Annotated in this window: 15 protein-coding genes; 11 read left to right on the top strand and 4 right to left on the bottom strand. The window is 58.5% G+C overall.

The features are described 5' to 3' along the window. Positions 1 to 179 precede the first annotated feature (179 nt). The 4 genes from AAEZ03_RS12835 (at position 180) to accC (ending at position 4,407) form a co-directional block, all read left to right on the top strand. On the top strand, positions 180 to 1,958 hold the full coding sequence (locus AAEZ03_RS12835) for a protein-disulfide reductase DsbD (protein WP_350579132.1): 1,779 nt from the start codon (positions 180 to 182) through the stop codon (positions 1,956 to 1,958). A gap of 130 nt (positions 1,959 to 2,088) precedes the next feature. Further along, a complete protein-coding gene (gene aroQ / locus AAEZ03_RS12830; RefSeq protein WP_003439222.1) occupies positions 2,089 to 2,544 on the top strand; it encodes a type II 3-dehydroquinate dehydratase in 456 nt (151 codons plus the stop codon). Positions 2,545 to 2,569: 25 nt separating this feature from the next. Beyond that, positions 2,570 to 3,031, top strand: a complete 462-nt coding sequence (accB, locus tag AAEZ03_RS12825; protein WP_048366506.1) for an acetyl-CoA carboxylase biotin carboxyl carrier protein — start codon at positions 2,570 to 2,572, stop codon at positions 3,029 to 3,031. Between the two features lie 17 nt (positions 3,032 to 3,048). Beyond that, complete coding sequence (accC, locus tag AAEZ03_RS12820) at positions 3,049 to 4,407, top strand: acetyl-CoA carboxylase biotin carboxylase subunit (protein WP_048390888.1); 1,359 nt, start codon at positions 3,049 to 3,051, stop codon at positions 4,405 to 4,407. A 125-nt stretch (positions 4,408 to 4,532) separates the two neighbouring features. Here accC and AAEZ03_RS12815 read toward each other — a convergent pair whose 3' ends face one another. The 4 genes from AAEZ03_RS12815 to AAEZ03_RS12800 are packed head-to-tail and all read right to left on the bottom strand — an operon-like array spanning position 4,533 to position 6,884. Further along, positions 4,533 to 4,976: a hypothetical protein gene (locus tag AAEZ03_RS12815; RefSeq protein WP_350579129.1), complete on the bottom strand. Its 444-nt coding sequence runs from the start codon at positions 4,974 to 4,976 to the stop codon at positions 4,533 to 4,535. Then, entirely contained in the window at positions 4,973 to 5,416 is a 444-nt protein-coding gene (locus AAEZ03_RS12810; protein WP_350579126.1) for a hypothetical protein, read from the bottom strand. Before AAEZ03_RS12810 ends, AAEZ03_RS12815 begins: the two co-directional genes overlap by 4 nt. Continuing rightward, a complete protein-coding gene (locus tag AAEZ03_RS12805; RefSeq protein WP_350579123.1) occupies positions 5,413 to 6,339 on the bottom strand; it encodes a DUF6402 family protein in 927 nt (308 codons plus the stop codon). Before AAEZ03_RS12805 ends, AAEZ03_RS12810 begins: the two co-directional genes overlap by 4 nt. Before the next feature lie 5 nt (positions 6,340 to 6,344). Then, positions 6,345 to 6,884 carry a PAAR domain-containing protein gene (locus AAEZ03_RS12800; protein ID WP_278942089.1) on the bottom strand — a complete coding sequence of 180 codons (540 nt, stop codon included), beginning with the start codon at positions 6,882 to 6,884 and terminating at the stop codon, positions 6,345 to 6,347. Between the two features lie 295 nt (positions 6,885 to 7,179). Between AAEZ03_RS12800 and prmA the strand changes: the two genes are divergently transcribed. The 7 genes from prmA to AAEZ03_RS12765 all read left to right on the top strand — a co-directional run bounded on the left by prmA (position 7,180) and on the right by AAEZ03_RS12765 (position 16,948). Beyond that, positions 7,180 to 8,058: a 50S ribosomal protein L11 methyltransferase gene (prmA, locus tag AAEZ03_RS12795; RefSeq protein WP_350579121.1), complete on the top strand. Its 879-nt coding sequence runs from the start codon at positions 7,180 to 7,182 to the stop codon at positions 8,056 to 8,058. A 30-nt stretch (positions 8,059 to 8,088) separates the two neighbouring features. After that, positions 8,089 to 9,345, top strand: coding sequence for a DUF3426 domain-containing protein (locus tag AAEZ03_RS12790; protein WP_350579118.1), 1,257 nt, complete (start codon positions 8,089 to 8,091; stop codon positions 9,343 to 9,345). 217 nt (positions 9,346 to 9,562) lie between these two features. After that, entirely contained in the window at positions 9,563 to 10,576 is a 1,014-nt protein-coding gene (dusB, locus tag AAEZ03_RS12785; RefSeq protein ID WP_048366512.1) for a tRNA dihydrouridine synthase DusB, read from the top strand. Next, the gene (gene fis / locus AAEZ03_RS12780; RefSeq protein ID WP_019408796.1) at positions 10,573 to 10,893 is read left to right on the top strand and encodes a DNA-binding transcriptional regulator Fis; all 321 of its coding nucleotides are present in this window, start codon (positions 10,573 to 10,575) and stop codon (positions 10,891 to 10,893) included. Before dusB ends, fis begins: the two co-directional genes overlap by 4 nt. A gap of 81 nt (positions 10,894 to 10,974) precedes the next feature. Continuing rightward, positions 10,975 to 12,582 (top strand): bifunctional phosphoribosylaminoimidazolecarboxamide formyltransferase/IMP cyclohydrolase, encoded by a 1,608-nt coding sequence (gene purH / locus AAEZ03_RS12775; RefSeq protein ID WP_048366513.1) that lies wholly within the window; start codon positions 10,975 to 10,977, stop codon positions 12,580 to 12,582. A 189-nt stretch (positions 12,583 to 12,771) separates the two neighbouring features. Then, positions 12,772 to 14,067: a phosphoribosylamine--glycine ligase gene (gene purD, locus AAEZ03_RS12770; RefSeq protein ID WP_278941701.1), complete on the top strand. Its 1,296-nt coding sequence runs from the start codon at positions 12,772 to 12,774 to the stop codon at positions 14,065 to 14,067. Between the two features lie 103 nt (positions 14,068 to 14,170). After that, the gene (locus AAEZ03_RS12765; protein ID WP_350579113.1) at positions 14,171 to 16,948 is read left to right on the top strand and encodes a hybrid sensor histidine kinase/response regulator; all 2,778 of its coding nucleotides are present in this window, start codon (positions 14,171 to 14,173) and stop codon (positions 16,946 to 16,948) included. Positions 16,949 to 17,031 lie beyond the last annotated feature (83 nt).

Below are 17,031 nucleotides of genomic sequence, written 5' to 3'. Positions count from 1 at the left end.
CTTTTGCCCCTCACCCTAGCCCTCTCCCGCAGGAGAGGGAACCGATTGGGGTGTTCTGACTATTTTCGGCAGTCTGCTGGCTACGCGGCTCTCTGGAGGAGAGGATCTACAAATTTACCGATCTGCACGCTCCTGGCCACTCCGTTATCATGCCCGCACGTTTTATCAGCGAGATTCTTATGCGCCGCCTGCTCTTTGTTCTCTGCCTGCTGTTTACCCTGCCGGTCATGGCCACGGGCCTGCTGGACTCGCGCCCCAGCGCAACCTTGGGGGCGATCAATAACAGTGCCGATTTTTTGCCAGTGCGCGAAGCCTTCAAGCTGAACCTGATCGACAGCAGCCCCGAGACGATCAAACTGCGCTTTGTGCCAACCGAAGGGTATTACCTCTACCGCCATCGCTTTGCCTTCAAGACCGAGCCGGCTGACATCGCGCTGGGCACACCGCAATTGCCCGCAGGCGAGCAAAAACACGATGAGTACTTTGGCGACGTGGAGGTCTATCACGGCATTCTCGATGTCGATATCCCGCGCCCGACCAACGATCAACGCCCGTTCACGCTGGTGGTCAGCTACCAGGGCTGCGCCGACAAGGGGTTGTGCTACCCGCCTGAAACCGAACGCCTGAGCATCGCTGGCACACCGGGGCCAACGGCCACTGAAAGCACGAATGCGCCCGCAACGTCCTGGAACTGGCGCGATCTGGCGCTGTTTTTCCTCGCTGGGCTAGGCCTGACCTTTACCCCTTGCGTGCTGCCCATGCTGCCGATTCTGTCGGGCGTGGTGTTGCGCGGCCAGGTTGGCGGGCTGCGTGGTTTTAGTTTGTCGCTGGCCTACGTGCTGCCGATGGCGGCCTGTTTTGCGCTGTTGGGCGCTTTGATGGGGATGTTCGGCGCACAACTGAATTTGCAGGCCCGCCTGCAATCGGTGTGGGTGCTGGTGCCCTTTGCGCTGTTCTTCGGGTTTTTTGCCTTGGCGATGTTTGGGGTATTCGAACTCAAGTTACCGCAGGCCATCAGCAACCGTCTGGACCGCGTCGCCAATCGCACCAAGGGCGGTTCGCTGTGGGGCGCAGCGGTGCTGGGCGTGGTCTCCAGCCTGCTGGTGTCGCCGTGCGTCTCTGCCCCGCTGGCCGGGGCCTTGCTGTATATCAGCGCCAGCGGCGATGCACTGGGCGGCGGCTTGAAGCTGTTCGCTCTCGGCCTGGGCATGGGCGCCCCCCTGTTGTTGGTGGCCACTGGCGGCGCGGCCTGGCTGCCGAAAAGCGGGCCGTGGCTGGTCACGGTGAAAAACGCCATCGGCGTGCTGCTGCTGGGTCTGGCGATAGGCTTGCTTAGCCGGGTACTGCCCGGCCCGCTGACGTTACTGTTGATCGGTGTACTGGCGGCCGGGGTGAGCCTGTTTCTCGGCACACTCGAGTTCATCTACAAAGCCCCGCGCCAACGTTTGGCGCAACTGCTCGGGCTGTTTCTGCTGGTGTATGCGCTGGCCTGCTGGTTCGGCGCATTAAGCGGTCACAGTGATCCGTTCAACCCACTGGGCCCTGCAACCGCTAGCAACGCCAGTATCACCGGCGCACCGCAAGCTGCGGGTGACTGGCAAACCATCAGCACCAAAGCCCAACTCGACAGCGTGCTGGCCGAGGCCAAGGCGGCTGGCCAGCCGCTGTTGCTGGACTGGTATGCCGACTGGTGCATCAGTTGCAAAGTGCTTGAGCATGAAGTGCTGAACAACCCGCGTGTGCTGGACTTGCTCAAGGGTTACCGGCTGGTGCGCTTCGACATGACCGCCAGCAATGCCGAGCAGCGTGCCCTGCTCGATCACTACCAATTGTTCGGCCCACCGGCGTTGATGTTCTTCGGCAAAAATGGCCAGGAAAAAAGTGACCAACGGGTCATTGGCGAGATCAATGCAGCGGACTTCGCCGAACGTGTCGCGAACGCGAATGACCAGATCTAGAGCCTTGGTCACAAACTTTTCGCGAACATCGGTCATCGTGCTGGCTTTTGTACACAACTGGACACTGATTCAGCTTTTCGGCATAGTCGCCCGGCACTGATCACTGCGCACACATGACAAGGAACAGCAGATGGCGACTTTTCTGGTTCTGCACGGCCCCAACCTGAACCTGCTAGGCACCCGCGAACCGGGCGTTTACGGCGCGACTACCCTGGCGCAAATCAATCAGGATCTGGAGCAGCGGGCACGCGACGCCGGTCACCATTTGCTCTACCTGCAAAGTAATGCCGAGTATGAATTGATCGACCGGATTCATGCGGCCCGCGATGAAGGGGTGGATTTCATCTTGATCAATCCGGCTGCTTTTACCCACACCAGCGTGGCATTACGTGACGCGCTGCTGGCGGTGAGCATCCCATTCATCGAAGTGCATTTGTCTAACGTGCACAAACGCGAACCTTTCCGCCATCACTCCTACTTCTCCGACGTTGCGGTAGGTGTGATCTGCGGCCTTGGCGCCAGCGGTTATCGACTGGCCTTGGAGGCCGCCCTGGAACAGCTTGAACTACAAGCTAAACGCCCCTGACCCACCCATTGGGAGTTGACGATTCATGGATATCCGTAAAGTCAAGAAACTGATCGAACTGCTGGAAGAGTCCGGCATCGACGAGCTGGAAATTAAAGAAGGCGAAGAGTCCGTACGCATCAGCCGCCACAGTAAGACCCCAGCTCAACAGTTCTACGCACCAGCACCAATGCAACAAGCTCCGGCTGCTGCGCCAGTGGCTGTTGCGCCGGTTGCCACCGTGACTGAAGCACCTGCTGCTCCAAAACTGAACGGCTTTGTGGTCAAGTCGCCAATGGTCGGCACCTTCTACCGCACGCCAGCGCCAACTTCGCCAGCCTTCGTAGAAGTGGGCCAGAGCGTTAAAGTCGGCGACACCATTTGCATCGTTGAAGCGATGAAAATGATGAACCACATCACCGCTGAAAAAGCCGGTGTCATTGAATCCATCCTGGTAGAAAACGGTCAGCCGGTTGAGTTCGACCAACCGCTGTTCACCATCGTTTGAACCACGGGGAGCCAACGATGTTGAAGCCTCAGAAGCTGGAAAAAGTCCTGATCGCCAACCGCGGCGAGATCGCCTTGCGCATCCTGCGGGCGTGCAAGGAACTGGGCATCAAGACCGTCGCGGTGTACTCCACTGCCGACAAGGAACTGATGCACCTGGGTCTGGCAGACGAAACCGTCTGCATTGGTCCGGCACCAGCCAACCTGTCTTATCTGCACATCCCGGCGATCATCGCGGCAGCCGAAGTGACGGGCGCCACGGCGATTCACCCGGGCTACGGCTTCTTGGCTGAAAACGCCGATTTCGCCGAACAAGTCGAGAAATCCGGCTTTGCCTTCATCGGCCCGAAAGCTGACACCATTCGCCTGATGGGCGACAAGGTATCGGCCAAGCACGCCATGATCGCGGCGGGCGTACCGACTGTTCCAGGCTCTGACGGCCCGCTGCCGGAAGACCCTGAAACCGCACTACGCATTGGCCGTGAAGTCGGCTACCCGGTGATCATCAAAGCCGCTGGCGGCGGTGGTGGTCGTGGCATGCGCGTTGTGCACCGTGAAGAAGACCTGATCGAAGCCGCCAAGCAGACCCGCGAAGAAGCCGGCGCCTGGTTCAGCAACCCGATGGTTTACCTGGAAAAATACCTGACCAACCCACGTCACGTGGAAGTCCAGGTTATTTCCGACGGCCAGGGTAACGCGATCCACCTGGGCGACCGCGATTGCTCGCTGCAACGTCGTCACCAAAAGGTTCTGGAAGAAGCGCCAGCACCGGGCATCGACGAGAAGGCTCGCCAGGAAGTTCTGGCACGCTGCGTTCAGGCATGCGTTGACATCAACTACCGTGGTGCGGGTACTTTCGAGTTCCTGTACGAAAATGGTCGTTTCTACTTCATCGAGATGAACACTCGTGTGCAAGTAGAGCACCCGGTGTCCGAAATGGTCACCGGCATCGACATCGTTAAAGAGATGTTGAGCATTGCGGCAGGCAACAAGCTGTCCTTCACCCAGGCTGACGTGAACATTCACGGTCACTCGCTGGAATGCCGGATCAACGCTGAAGACCCGGCAACGTTCATGCCGAGCCCAGGCATGGTCAAGCACTTCCACGCACCGGGCGGCAACGGCGTTCGCGTCGATTCGCACCTGTACAGCGGCTACAAGGTTCCGGCCAACTACGACTCCCTGATCGGCAAGCTGATCACTTGGGGGGCGACGCGTGACGAAGCCATGGCTCGCATGCGCAACGCGCTGGACGAAATCGTGGTCGACGGGATCAAAACCAACATCCCGCTGCACCGCGACCTGGTGAATGACGAAGGCTTCTGCGAAGGCGGCGTCAATATTCACTACCTGGAACACAAACTGGCTAACAAGTAAGTTTGTGTTCTGCTCAACAAAGCCGCTTTCGAGCGGCTTTGTTGTGTCTGGGGTGCCAGTTTTTTGGGTGCCCGGCTACAAAATTGATTCAGGCCGCCTAGAAGCGATGGGGGGCGTCATGGCTGTCATGGCTTGCGCCTGGTTTTGCCGGGGTTATCGCCTGTGCAATCAGGGAGGTTGGAGGCGATGATGATCAAACCGGCCATCACATAACCAGAACCCTCGCCCCAACTGAGCCCGCCTCCCGCTGACTCCAGATCATAGATGTCGGTTTCTGAAATCAACTCGCCACTGCGATTATCGAAAAGACGATAAAAACCTGGATAACCCCACCATGGAAACCACTCAGCCGGCTGATCTTCATTGGGGTCTGAGCGCCTATGAAAGGTATCTGGCAGAACCCAATAGGGCTTGAAACTCTGGACTCGATAACAGCCATCGGGGCTGACACTATCGGTAGCCAGTCGCGTAGCCCATCCTCTTTCCCACCAGTTCGAAGCGGTCCATAACCCGCCCGCAATGGTGATATAGGCTACGAAAAAAGCGATGCGTCGCGAGCTGGACTTCATTGTTCGCGCCTCACTTTTCCGGGGATATCGCCTATGCAGTCGGGAAGGTTAAGCTCCATTCTGATCATCCCAATCCACACATTGCCTGATCCATCCCCCCAGTGCAGTTGCCCGCCATCTGACTCCGCATCATAGATTTCAGTTTCTGAGATCAGATCGCCATTTCGATGATCGTAAAGACGCAAAAAAGCTGGATTCCCCCACCAAACAAACCATTTTGGCGGCAGGTCCCCGAATGGATGGGGCATGGGATGCAAAAAATCAGGGAGCACCCAATAGGGTTTGAAACTATCAATTCGGTAACAGCCATTAGGGCTGATACTCGACTCACTATCCTTGGTTGCCAACCCTCTTTCCCACCAGTTCGAAGCAGTCCATAACCCGCCCGCAATGGTGATATAGGCTACGAAAAAGGCGATGCGTCTTGATGCAGGCTTCACGCCCAAACACCCAGATCAATGATTTGTCCGGAGTTTCTCCACAGCACATCTGAATAGATAACGAAGTCGCCGCCTTTGCCTGTTTTGTCACGATAGTCGCGAAAATCACCATTGGTGACTGCAGCAAAAGGACCTTCCTTTAGACGCAATACAACTTGACCATGAAGGCTCAAGGTAAAAGCGGTCTCTGCCTTGGTCAGCACACGATCGTCTGTCCAAGTGCCCAGATATTGCAGACCATTGAAGTCGTAATGGTCACGTATGTAGAAACCAACCTTTTCCACATGAAATAGATGACGAAGTTGATTAGTCGCCGGATTTCGTTCTGTAAAAGCCTCGCCGACAACGCCAACCTTCAAAGTTGCATTACCCAAAGCTCCATACATGTCATCCAGAACATCCCACGTGCCGCCGAATACTGCGAAGTTGACCTGAGAGATAACATCCATCTGCAAAGCGGACATGGGGTAATGACCTAATGGTTGCGAACCTTTTCCCGACCACCCGGCTTTAGTTAGCAGATCTTTTAAACGTTTAACACCATTAGGCGAAGCCAATCTTGACTCAGCCACTTCAACTGCTTTACGACAGCGCTCATACCCCATGGCCCACTCCATTTTTACAATGCTCTCATCGCACTGCGCCGGTTTCAGAGTGAGAGGGTCAGGCTGGGTTTTACGCTCTTTCCACGCCTCCGGCATCGCCCACGCAGGGCTGTCAAACCAGCGCTGCATCAAGGCCGCTGCCGTGTGCCAGCCCATCGAGCGCATGGCGCCCGGCAAGCGGCTCAGGGCAAGGCTCTGGACGACCACTTTTTTGGCCGGTGTATCGGTGGGGCTGTAGGTATGCGAGTTGGCCTGCGGCAGTTGATACAAGGCGTCCGGCCCTGCGGCGTTGGTGCGCTGAAAATCATTCAAGGACATGCTGCTTACTCCATAACCGGTGACGGGGCGTTGATGGCGATACCCAATTGTTCGGGGCCGTCGCTGGAGCACGAGCAGGTATGGCCTTGCGCATCGAGTGTGCCGTAACCCATACAGTGGTCGTTTTGCAGCACGGCATACCCCAGTTGCCCAAGGGGCAAGCCACGTTGATTGAGCAACTGGAAACGCTCGTCGCACGTTGTGCTGAGGGTGGCGGGCATGGGCTGCGGCGCGGCGAACACGCCGCCCTTAAACGCCGGGGCTGAATCGCTGACATAAGAATGCACTGTCACAGAGGCAATCAGCTCGGCCTGACAGGGGCAACCGCTGCGGCTGTCCAGCGTGCCAGCCACCCGCCGGCCATTGCTGATAAAACCATCCACACCGCCACAGATCGGGTAGGCCTTACCGTCCTGCCCGCAGCTGACCAAGTGGCCTTCAAGGGCATGCTGAATGCCATTCCACGTAATGCCAGGGTCTGACTCCAGCACCTTGCCACCGCAGGTCGTTTTGTCGTCCAGACCAATAAAATAGCCCCGGGCCATAAGCCTCTCCTTTTGCATAGCCCCTACAGGGAGCACGGCTGAGAACCATGAAGCCCAGTCATAGAATGAATGAACCTCACACACAGTAATCAGGAAGAGAGTGCCCAGATTGGTGCTCACGGTATGTAGGACGCTTCCATAAACGCCATCATCCCAATATCAAATGCTTGCGCGAATGACCTTAGGACGCCCCTACAGATGGCCTGCCATAGCAGGGAGGCCTGCGCTCGCGTAAACTGGCGCGTTTCTCGCAGCCCCTCCGGCTGCACATTCCTATTTTTCAAAGGTGCCCGCCATGCCTTGGCTGCAAGTACGCCTCGCCATCAGCCCAGATCAAGCCGAAACCTACGAAGACGCGTTCCTCGAAGTCGGTGCCGTTTCGGTAACGTTTATGGATGCCGAAGATCAGCCGATCTTTGAACCTGAGCTCAACACCACGCCGCTGTGGTCGCATACCCATTTGCTGGCCCTTTTCGAAGGCGGTACCGAAGCCGAGCTGGTTCTGTCCCATCTGGAGCTGCTGACCGGCTCGCCATTGCCAGAACACCATGCCGAAGTCATCGAAGACCAAGACTGGGAACGCAGCTGGATGGACAATTTTGAACCCATGCGTTTTGGTCAGCGCCTGTGGATTGTTCCAAGCTGGCACGCTGCGCCCGAGCCTGAGGCCGTGAACTTGCTGCTGGATCCGGGCCTGGCGTTTGGTACCGGCACTCACCCGACCACCGCGCTGTGCCTGGAATGGCTCGACGGCCAGGACCTCAAAGACTGCGACGTGCTGGACTTCGGCTGCGGCTCGGGCATTTTGGCCATCGCTGCACTGTTGCTGGGCGCCAAGCAAGCCGTCGGCACCGACATCGACGTGCAGGCGCTGGAAGCTTCGCGCGACAACGCCGGGCGCAACAACGTAGCGCCAGAGCTGTTCCCGCTGTACCTACCTGAAGACCTGCCGCAGGTGCAGGCCGACGTGCTGGTCGCCAACATTCTGGCCGGCCCGCTGGTTGCCCTGGCGCCACAACTGTCCAGCCTGGTCAAGCCCGGTGGCCGCCTGGCGCTGTCTGGCATCCTCGCCGAGCAAGGCGAAGACGTCGCCGCGGCCTACGCTCAAGACTTTGATCTGGACCCTATCGCCAACCGCGATGGCTGGGTGCGCATCAGCGGTCGTCGACGCTAGAATACAAGCCTGCTTAACCCGGATGGCCGCATGAGCGATAGCTTCGTTACACAGTGCCCACATTGCCAAACCAGCTTCCGTGTCAGCCATGCTCAATTGAGCATGGCCCGCGGCGTGGTGCGCTGTGGTTCCTGCCTGCAAGTGTTCAATGCCGCACAGCAACTGCTGAATAAAGGCACCGAAACAGAGCAGTTGCCTACAACTGTGGCGCCACTTGTTGCAGAACCTGTGGCCGTTGAGCCGCCTGCTGCGCCCAAGGCCATCAGCCCGGCGCACTGGGAAGTGGCCGAGCTGGACCTTGAGCACCTGGACCTGGACGAAGAGCTAGCCAAGCTTGAAGAACGGGAGATTCAGCCCAGCAAAAGCTTTGGTCAGTCGCAAAAAGCCAAAACCAGTGCGCTAAGCGCTCGCCGCGACACCAGCGACGCCGACGAAAGCCAATGGTCAGGCAGCTTGTTCAGTGAATCCGCAGCAGAACGTGCCGAAACCTCAGCACTGGCGGTCAAGGCCGTCGAAGACGACCTCGAACCGGCTGAAACCGGGCGCACCGAGCCATCGCTGTCGCTGGACATCGACGAGCCCGACGACACGCCGCCGCTCAGGCTCAGCAAAGATGACGACGATGAACCGGAGCTGCGCGGCGAGCATTTGTCTGCGGTGGATGACGACGAGGACGATGAGCCTCTGGCCCCTGCCTCGGCGACCAAAGACAAACGCACACGCAGCGAGCCCGGTGTGCGCGACGACGTGCTGCTGGACCTGGTAGACGACCCGTTGCACCTGGACTGGCAAAAGCGCCGATCGCCGTGGGGCAAGCGCCTGCTCTGGACGCTCTTGGTGCTGCTGGCCGCCGCTGCACTGGCCGGGCAATACATCGCGTATCACTTCGATGAACTGGCTCGCCAGGACCAATACCGGCCGCTCTTCCAGCAACTGTGCCCGCAAATCGGCTGCAGCGTGCCTTCCAAGGTCGATATAGACCGTATAAAAAGCAGCAATCTGGTGGTGCGCAGCCATCCTGAATTCGCCGGTGCGCTGGTGGTAGACGCCATCCTCTACAACCGCGCGCCGTTTTCCCAGCCCTACCCGCTGCTGGAGCTGCGTTTTGCCGACCTGAACGGCAAAATGATCGCCAGCCGCCGTTTCAAACCCGGCGAATACCTGAGCGGCGACCTGACTGGCAAGGCCGAAATGCCGCCGCAAACGCCTATCCACATTGCCCTCGACATCCTGGATCCGGGCCCGAAAGCGGTGAATTACAGCCTGAGTTTTCATTCCCCGGAATGAGCGCGCTGCGCTTTTAGCGATAAGCGGCAAGCCGCAAGTTAGAAGCCAGCAGCAAATCTGCTGCGGCTTTAAGCTTGTAGCTTGAGGCTTGAAGCTGGCTTTCAGCCTCCATTGTTCAAAAATCATCCAATTTCGTCTTTATCCAGTCATCGAGAGCGGGTATCATGCCAACCCTTTTTCGAACTCCCCAGATCCGGCCCCACAACAGGGAAGTCCTATGTCGGCGGTACGCATCGGCCCATACACATTGCAAAACGGTTTGATTCTCGCTCCTATGGCGGGTGTCACCGACCAACCCTTTCGTCAGCTTTGTCGACGAATGGGCGCGGGCCTGGTTGTGTCGGAAATGGTGACCAGTGACATGAGTCTCTGGAACAGTCGTAAATCGCGCCTGCGCATGATTCACGACGGTGATCCCGAGCCCCGCTCGGTGCAGATCGCCGGCGGTGATGCGCAAATGCTGGCAGACGCCGCCAGGGCCAATGTGGAACTGGGCGCACAGATTATTGACATCAACATGGGTTGCCCGGCAAAAAAGGTCTGCAACAAGGCCGCCGGGTCCGCGTTACTGAAAGACGAAGCATTGGTGAACGAGATCCTGCAGGCCGTTGTGGCCGCAGTTGATGTGCCGGTCACCCTGAAAATCCGTACCGGCTGGGACCGCGACAACAAGAACGGCCTCACGGTGGCAAAAATCGCCGAACAGGCCGGGATTCAAGCGCTGGCCGTGCACGGCAGAACCCGTGCAGACCTGTACACCGGCGAGGCCGAGTACGACACCATTGCCGCGATCAAGCAGGCCGTGTCGATACCGGTGTTTGCCAATGGCGACATCGATTCACCCCATAAAGCCCGGCACGTGCTGCACGCCACCGGTGCCGATGGACTGTTAATAGGCAGGGCGGCTCAAGGGCGGCCCTGGATTTTCCGCGAAGTGGACCACTTTCTGCGTACCGGCCAGCTGTTGCCGGCACCGGAAATGGCCGAAGTGGAACGTATTCTGCTAGAGCATCTGGCCGCACTGCACACCTTCTATGGGGAGGTATTGGGGGTACGTATTGCCCGCAAGCATGTCGGTTGGTATCTCGCAACCTTGCCGGGCGCCAAGGAGTTTCGCGCCCACTTCAATCGTTTGGAAGATACGGAAGCTCAATGCGCCAACGTTCAGGCGTTTTTCGCCGAACGACATAAGAGCCTGGGGACAGGGGACGAAGGATGGGTGGCCGCATGACGATGATGACCGAGACATTAGTGAGTGGAACAACGCCCGTGAGCGACAACGTCAATTTGAAACAGCACCTCAATACGCCGAGCGAAGAAGGTCAGACCCTTCGCGGGAGTGTCGAAAAGGCGCTGCACAATTATTTCGCCCACCTGGAGGGCGCTGAAGTCACGGACGTGTACAACCTGGTGCTTTCCGAAGTCGAAGCCCCTTTGCTCGAGTGCGTCATGAACTACGTCAAGGGCAACCAGACCAAAGCCTCCGAGATGCTGGGACTCAATCGCGGCACCCTGCGCAAAAAGCTCAAACAGTACGATCTGCTGTAAGCATTCAATCAAACCTGAAAGGCGTCCTGATAAAACAGGCCGCCTTTTTTGCTGACTCCTTTGCTTTTGATGGAAATCGAGATGACCGACCAGACTACCCGCCTGCCGATCCGCCGCGCTCTAATCAGCGTTTCCGATAAAACCGGAATCCTTGATTTCGCCCGTGAACTGGAAGCCCTCGGCGTCGAGATCCTCTCCACCGGTGGTACGTTCAAGCTGCTGCAAGACAACGGTGTTGCCGCTGTTGAAGTGGCGGACTACACAGGTTTTGCGGAAATGATGGACGGTCGGGTGAAGACCCTGCACCCGAAAATCCACGGCGGTATCCTCGGTCGTCGCGGCATTGACGACGACATCATGAACGAGCACGGCATCAAGCCGATCGACCTGGTGGCCGTTAACCTCTACCCGTTCGAAGCCACCATCAACAAGCCAGGCTGCGACCTGCCGACCGCAATCGAAAACATCGATATCGGCGGCCCGACCATGGTTCGCTCCGCAGCCAAAAACCACAAAGACGTGGCCATCGTGGTAAATGCCAGCGACTACGCCAATGTCCTTGAAAACCTCAAGGCTGGTGGCCTGACCTACGCACAGCGTTTCGACCTGATGCTCAAGGCGTTCGAACACACCGCCGCCTACGACGGCATGATCGCCAACTACATGGGCACCGTGAACCAGGCGGCTGAAACCCTCAGCACCGAAGGCCGCAGCCAGTTCCCGCGCACCTTCAACAGCCAGTTCATCAAGGCGCAAGAAATGCGTTACGGCGAGAACCCGCACCAGAGCGCGGCGTTCTACGTTGAGGCCAAGCCTGCCGAAGTCGGCATCGCTACCGCGACCCAACTGCAAGGTAAAGAGCTGTCGTTCAACAACGTAGCTGACACCGACGCTGCGCTGGAGTGCGTGAAGAGCTTCGTAAAACCGGCTTGCGTGATCGTCAAGCACGCCAACCCGTGTGGCGTGGCGGTCAGCCCGGACAACGAAGGCGGCATCCGTCAGGCCTACGAACTGGCTTACGCGACGGACACCGAGTCGGCGTTCGGCGGCATCATCGCCTTCAACCGTGAGCTGGACGCCGAAACGGCCAAAGCCATTGTTGAGCGCCAATTCGTTGAAGTGATCATCGCCCCGTCGGTGAGCGAAGAAGCCCGCGCCATCGTGGCCGCCAAAGCCAACGTGCGCCTGCTGGCCTGCGGCGAGTGGAGCGCAGAGCGCGCACCGGCCTGGGACTTCAAACGCGTCAACGGCGGCCTGCTGGTGCAAAGCCGTGACATCCAGATGATCGGCAGCGAAGACCTCAAAGTGGTGACCAAGCGCGCACCGACCGAGCAAGAGATCAACGACCTGATCTTCGCCTGGAAAGTGGCCAAGTACGTTAAATCCAACGCCATCGTTTACGCCAAAGGCCGTCAGACCATCGGTGTAGGCGCAGGCCAGATGAGCCGCGTAAACTCGGCCCGCATTGCCGCCATCAAGGCTGAGCACGCAGGCTTGCAGGTACAAGGTGCGGTGATGGCATCGGACGCATTCTTCCCGTTCCGTGACGGCATCGACAATGCTGCCAAAGCCGGTATCACTGCAGTGATCCAGCCAGGTGGCTCGATGCGCGACAACGAAGTGATCGCCGCCGCCGACGAAGCGGGCATTGCCATGGTATTCACCGGCATGCGCCATTTCCGTCACTAACCAGACGACGGTCGTACTGAACCCGGCATCTGCTGCGTTGGAGCCGACCTCGATGATGCTCATTGCCAAAAGGCAACTCCGCTCATCGAGGTCGACTCCGCCTTGCATCTACCGGCTTCATTACAACCTCCTGAAGCGTTAAACGCTTTAGGTTCTAAACAGAATTCAGCGTCATCCGAGGTTTTTGAAATGAATGTTTTGATCATTGGCAGCGGTGGCCGTGAACACGCACTGGCCTGGAAAGTAGCGCAGGACCCGCGTGTCGCTAAAGTATTCGTTGCCCCCGGCAACGCTGGCACCGCCATTGAAGCCAAGTGCGAAAACGTTGCTATCGACGTGCTGGCCCTTGAGCAACTGGCTGATTTTGCCGAGAAGAACGTTGCCCTGACCATCGTTGGTCCAGAGGTCCCGTTGGTAGCCGGTGTGGTTGATCTGTTCCGCTCCCGTGGCCTGGATTGCTTTGGCCCGACCGCTGGCGCCGCTCAGCTGGAAGGCTCGAAAGCGTTCACCAAGGACTTCCTGGCTCGCCACAAGATCCCGACCGCCGATTACCAGAACTTCACCGAGATCGAGCCAGCGCTGGCTTACCTGCAAAAGGTTGGCGCGCCTATCGTGATCAAGGCTGACGGCCTGGCTGCGGGCAAAGGCGTGATCGTCGCCATGACCCTGGCTGAAGCCGAAGACGCCGTGCGCGACATGCTCGCGGGCAACGCTTTCGGCGAAGCCGGTTCGCGTGTGGTGATCGAAGAGTTCCTCGACGGCGAAGAAGCCAGCTTCATCGTGATGGTCGACGGCAAGAACGTCTTGCCTATGGCCACCAGCCAGGACCACAAACGCGTCGGCGACGGCGACACCGGCCCGAACACCGGCGGCATGGGCGCTTACTCGCCTGCTCCAGTGGTCACCGCTGAGGTTCACCAGCGCGTGATGGACCAGGTGATCTGGCCGACCGTGCGCGGCATGGCTGAAGAAGGCAACGTCTACACCGGCTTCCTGTATGCCGGCCTGATGATCGACAAAGCTGGCAACCCGAAAGTCATCGAGTTCAACTGCCGCTTCGGCGACCCGGAGACTCAACCGGTCATGCTGCGTCTGCAATCGAGCCTGGTGCTGCTGATTGAAGCCGCTTTGGCTCAAGCGCTGGATAAAGTTGAAGCACAATGGGATCCACGTCCAAGTTTGGGCATTGTGCTGGCGGCAGGCGGCTATCCGGCAGACTACACTAAAGGCGCTGTAATCCACGGACTGGACGCTGCAGCGAAACTGGAAGGTAAAGTATTCCACGCGGGCACCGCGCTCAATGCAGCTGGCGAAGTGATCACCTCAGGTGGTCGCGTGCTGTGTGCTACGGCGATGGGCGACACGGTTGAGGCGGCGCAAAAGCAAGCCTACGCCCTGGCCAAAGCTATCGAGTGGGACGGCTGTTTCTACCGTCATGACATCGGTTACCGAGCCATTGCACGCGAACGCGGTGAGTCTCAGTAACAAGTCTATCCATATGGATAGACAGGGATGGATCAGCCTTGCCTAACTCTTCCAGCGCCGCGCATAGTGACCGACTTGCAACAATCGACGAAGGGATTTCACCGTGCGCTGGCTTAGGATCGCCATAGGAATAACTGTCAGCCTGCTGACAACCCTGCTCTGCCTGATGCCGGCTCATGCCGCATCAGGTGGCAGCTGGTCCATGCTGTCCGACCCGCAAGGCGACCTGCAACTGAGCGATGTGCGCTCAGCCCGATTGAACAGCCAGTTCACCTCCATCGAACTTGAGAACATGGTGGCTGCCGAGCCCGGCGAAGCCCTGTGGCTGAAGTTCCGTTTACAGCCCGACCAGCATGAGCAGATCCTGCGGGTGTTCGCCCCCGACCTCTCACGCCTTGATTTGTATGTCCTCGATGATCACAAACTGATCACCGAAGTGACCACCGGCAACACCCTGCCACAAAGCGAAAAACCACTGTCCAGCAGCGACTACCTGTTACCGCTGCCCCAGAGCGATCAGCCTCTGGATGTTTACCTGCGCATGGAATCTGAACACCAACTGCGCCCGCACATTACCCTCAGTACCGCCGTTGTCCTCGCTGCCGATCAGGGCACCACCCTGCTTTATGGGCTACTGATGGGCGGCATCGCGATGCTGGTACTGCACAACCTGATTCGTTTTGCCTTCTCGCGCACCATCAGTTGCCTGTGGCTCTCTCTGTGCGAGATCTTGCTGCTGGCCAGCTCGGCGCTCTTTTTAAACTTGCTCAGCCCGTGGTTCCCGCAATGGCACAGCTGGCAAACCCCTGGCGCCTATCTGGCACTGATACTCACCGCGCCGTGCGGGTTGATGTTTACCTACAGCTTTTTCTCCAGCCGTGGGCCGCACCCCCTGCATAAACTGCTGCTGATCGACATCCTGATCGTAGGCCTGTGTGGCTTGTTACTGCTGTTCTTCAACAGCCTGCCACTGAACCTGACCACCTACATGCTGGTCGCCCTGACCAGCCTGAGCATTCTGCTGGTGGCCAGTTACCACTTGCAGCAGGGCTACCGCCCGGCGCGTTTGTTTGTCGTGGCCATGATCATTTTCAATATCGGCACCCTGCTGATCCTGCCCGCCCTGCTGGGGTTGACCCTGATCGCACCGCAAGAGCTGGTGTTGGCCCTGATGGCGGTGGTGTGCCTCAGCGGCCTGCTGATGGGCATCGCCCTGAGTGAACGAACGCGGAGCATCACCGAAGACCAGCTCAACCTGAGTTGCGACCTCGCCGCCAGCAACGCCGAGATCAATGCCAAGGCCGAGTTTCTGTCCAAGATCAGCCATGAGATCCGTACGCCAATGAACGGCGTGCTGGGCATGACAGAACTGCTGCTCGGCACGCCGCTGTCCGTCAAACAACGTGACTACGTACAAACTATCCACAGCGCCGGCAACGAACTGCTCACGCTGATCAACGAAATCCTCGACATCTCCAAACTGGAGTCGGGGCAGATCGAACTGGACGATGTGCAGTTCGACCTGAATGCATTGATCGATGACTGCCTGAGCATTTTCCGCACCAAGGCCGAGCAGCAAAACGTCGAACTCATCAGCTTTATCCAGCCGCAAGTGCCTCGGGTGATCAATGGCGACCCTACGCGCTTGCGTCAAACCCTGCTGAGCCTGCTGGAAAGCGCCCTGAAAAAAACCGACGAAGGCGAGATCCTCATCGTGGTTGCTCTAGAAGAGCGCAGTGATGCCCCGCGCTTACGCATCGCCGTTCAAGACTCGGGCCAACCGATGGATGAGCAAGAGCGCGAGGCACTGCTGCACGCCGAACTGCACAGCAAAAACTTCCTCGCCGCCACCCGCCTGGGCGGCCATTTGGGGCTGGTCATTGCCCGTCAGTTGATCACCCTGATGGGTGGCGAGTTCGGTATCAAAACCGGGCAAACCAAGGGCACCAACTTCTGGCTCACCCTGCCGCTGGACCCACAGTTGCTTGAGCACCCCACCTCGGACCTGGACAGCCCGCTCAAAGGCGCCCGCGTGCTGGTGGTGGATGACAACGACACCTGCCGCAAAGTACTGGTGCAGCAATGTTCGGCGTGGGGCCTGAATGTCAGCGCCGCCGCCTCGGGCAAAGAGGCGCTGGCCTTGCTGCGCACCAAGGCGCACCTGCGCGACTACTTCGACATTGTTTTGCTGGACCAGAACATGCCGGGTATGACCGGCATGCAACTGGCCGCCAAGATCAAAGAAGACCCAAGCCTGAACCACGATATTTTGCTGGTGATGCTCACGGGCATCAGCAATGCGCCGAGCAAGATCATTGCGCGCAACTGCGGCATCAAGCGCATCCTGGCCAAACCGGTGGCGGGCTATACCCTGAAAACCACCTTGGCCGACGAGTTGACCCAACGCAACAATGGCCTTGGCGTCACACCGCCCTTGGGCAGCGGCCCGTCAGCGCCCCTTAGCGTGCCCGGCAACTTCCGAATTCTGGTGGCCGAAGACAACAACATTTCGACCAAGGTGATTCGTGGCATGTTGAGCAAACTCAACTTGCACCCGGACACCGCCTCCAACGGCGAAGAAGCGCTGCAGGCCATGAAAGCGCAGCGTTACGACCTGGTGCTTATGGATTGCGAAATGCCGGTCCTGGACGGCTTCTCAGCCACCGAGCAATTACGCGCCTGGGAAGTCAGCCACCAGCGCGTCCGCACCCCGGTGGTTGCCTTGACCGCGCATATTCTGACTGAGCACAAAGAGCGCGCACGCCAGGCCGGCATGGACGGCCACATGGCCAAGCCTGTCGAACTGTCGCAACTGCGCGAACTGGTTGAGTATTGGGTGGTGCAGCGCGAGCTGCGACAGTCTCAGGCGCAGCCGTCGTAGGGTCGTTGGAGCTGCCGAGGTACGAAGGCTGCGATCTTTTCAAGTTTAAAAGATCGCGAGGCAAGCTCGCTCCTACAGAGGGT

Source organism: Pseudomonas sp. HY2-MNA-CIBAN-0224, assembly GCF_040310285.1.
GTDB classification, from domain to species: domain Bacteria; phylum Pseudomonadota; class Gammaproteobacteria; order Pseudomonadales; family Pseudomonadaceae; genus Aquipseudomonas; species Aquipseudomonas helleri.
The sequence above is the reverse complement of the archived record's forward strand: the minus strand, read 5'-3'. Positions and strand labels throughout refer to the sequence as shown.

Bases quoted from the DNA above. Each gene is read 5' to 3' on its own strand.
- aroQ (WP_003439222.1), top strand. From the start codon at position 2,089: ATGGCGACTTTTCTGGTTCTGCACGGCCCCAACCTGAACCTGCTAGGC.
- AAEZ03_RS12805 (WP_350579123.1), bottom strand. From the start codon at position 6,339: ATGTCCTTGAATGATTTTCAGCGCACCAACGCCGCAGGGCCGGACGCC.
- AAEZ03_RS12790 (WP_350579118.1), top strand. From the start codon at position 8,089: ATGAGCGATAGCTTCGTTACACAGTGCCCACATTGCCAAACCAGCTTC.
- AAEZ03_RS12835 (WP_350579132.1), top strand. From the start codon at position 180: ATGCGCCGCCTGCTCTTTGTTCTCTGCCTGCTGTTTACCCTGCCGGTC.
- accB (WP_048366506.1), top strand. From the start codon at position 2,570: ATGGATATCCGTAAAGTCAAGAAACTGATCGAACTGCTGGAAGAGTCC.
- AAEZ03_RS12815 (WP_350579129.1), bottom strand. From the start codon at position 4,976: ATGAAGTCCAGCTCGCGACGCATCGCTTTTTTCGTAGCCTATATCACC.
- fis (WP_019408796.1), top strand. From the start codon at position 10,573: ATGACGATGATGACCGAGACATTAGTGAGTGGAACAACGCCCGTGAGC.
- accC (WP_048390888.1), top strand. From the start codon at position 3,049: ATGTTGAAGCCTCAGAAGCTGGAAAAAGTCCTGATCGCCAACCGCGGC.
- purD (WP_278941701.1), top strand. From the start codon at position 12,772: ATGAATGTTTTGATCATTGGCAGCGGTGGCCGTGAACACGCACTGGCC.
- dusB (WP_048366512.1), top strand. From the start codon at position 9,563: ATGTCGGCGGTACGCATCGGCCCATACACATTGCAAAACGGTTTGATT.
- purH (WP_048366513.1), top strand. From the start codon at position 10,975: ATGACCGACCAGACTACCCGCCTGCCGATCCGCCGCGCTCTAATCAGC.
- AAEZ03_RS12800 (WP_278942089.1), bottom strand. From the start codon at position 6,884: ATGGCCCGGGGCTATTTTATTGGTCTGGACGACAAAACGACCTGCGGT.
- prmA (WP_350579121.1), top strand. From the start codon at position 7,180: ATGCCTTGGCTGCAAGTACGCCTCGCCATCAGCCCAGATCAAGCCGAA.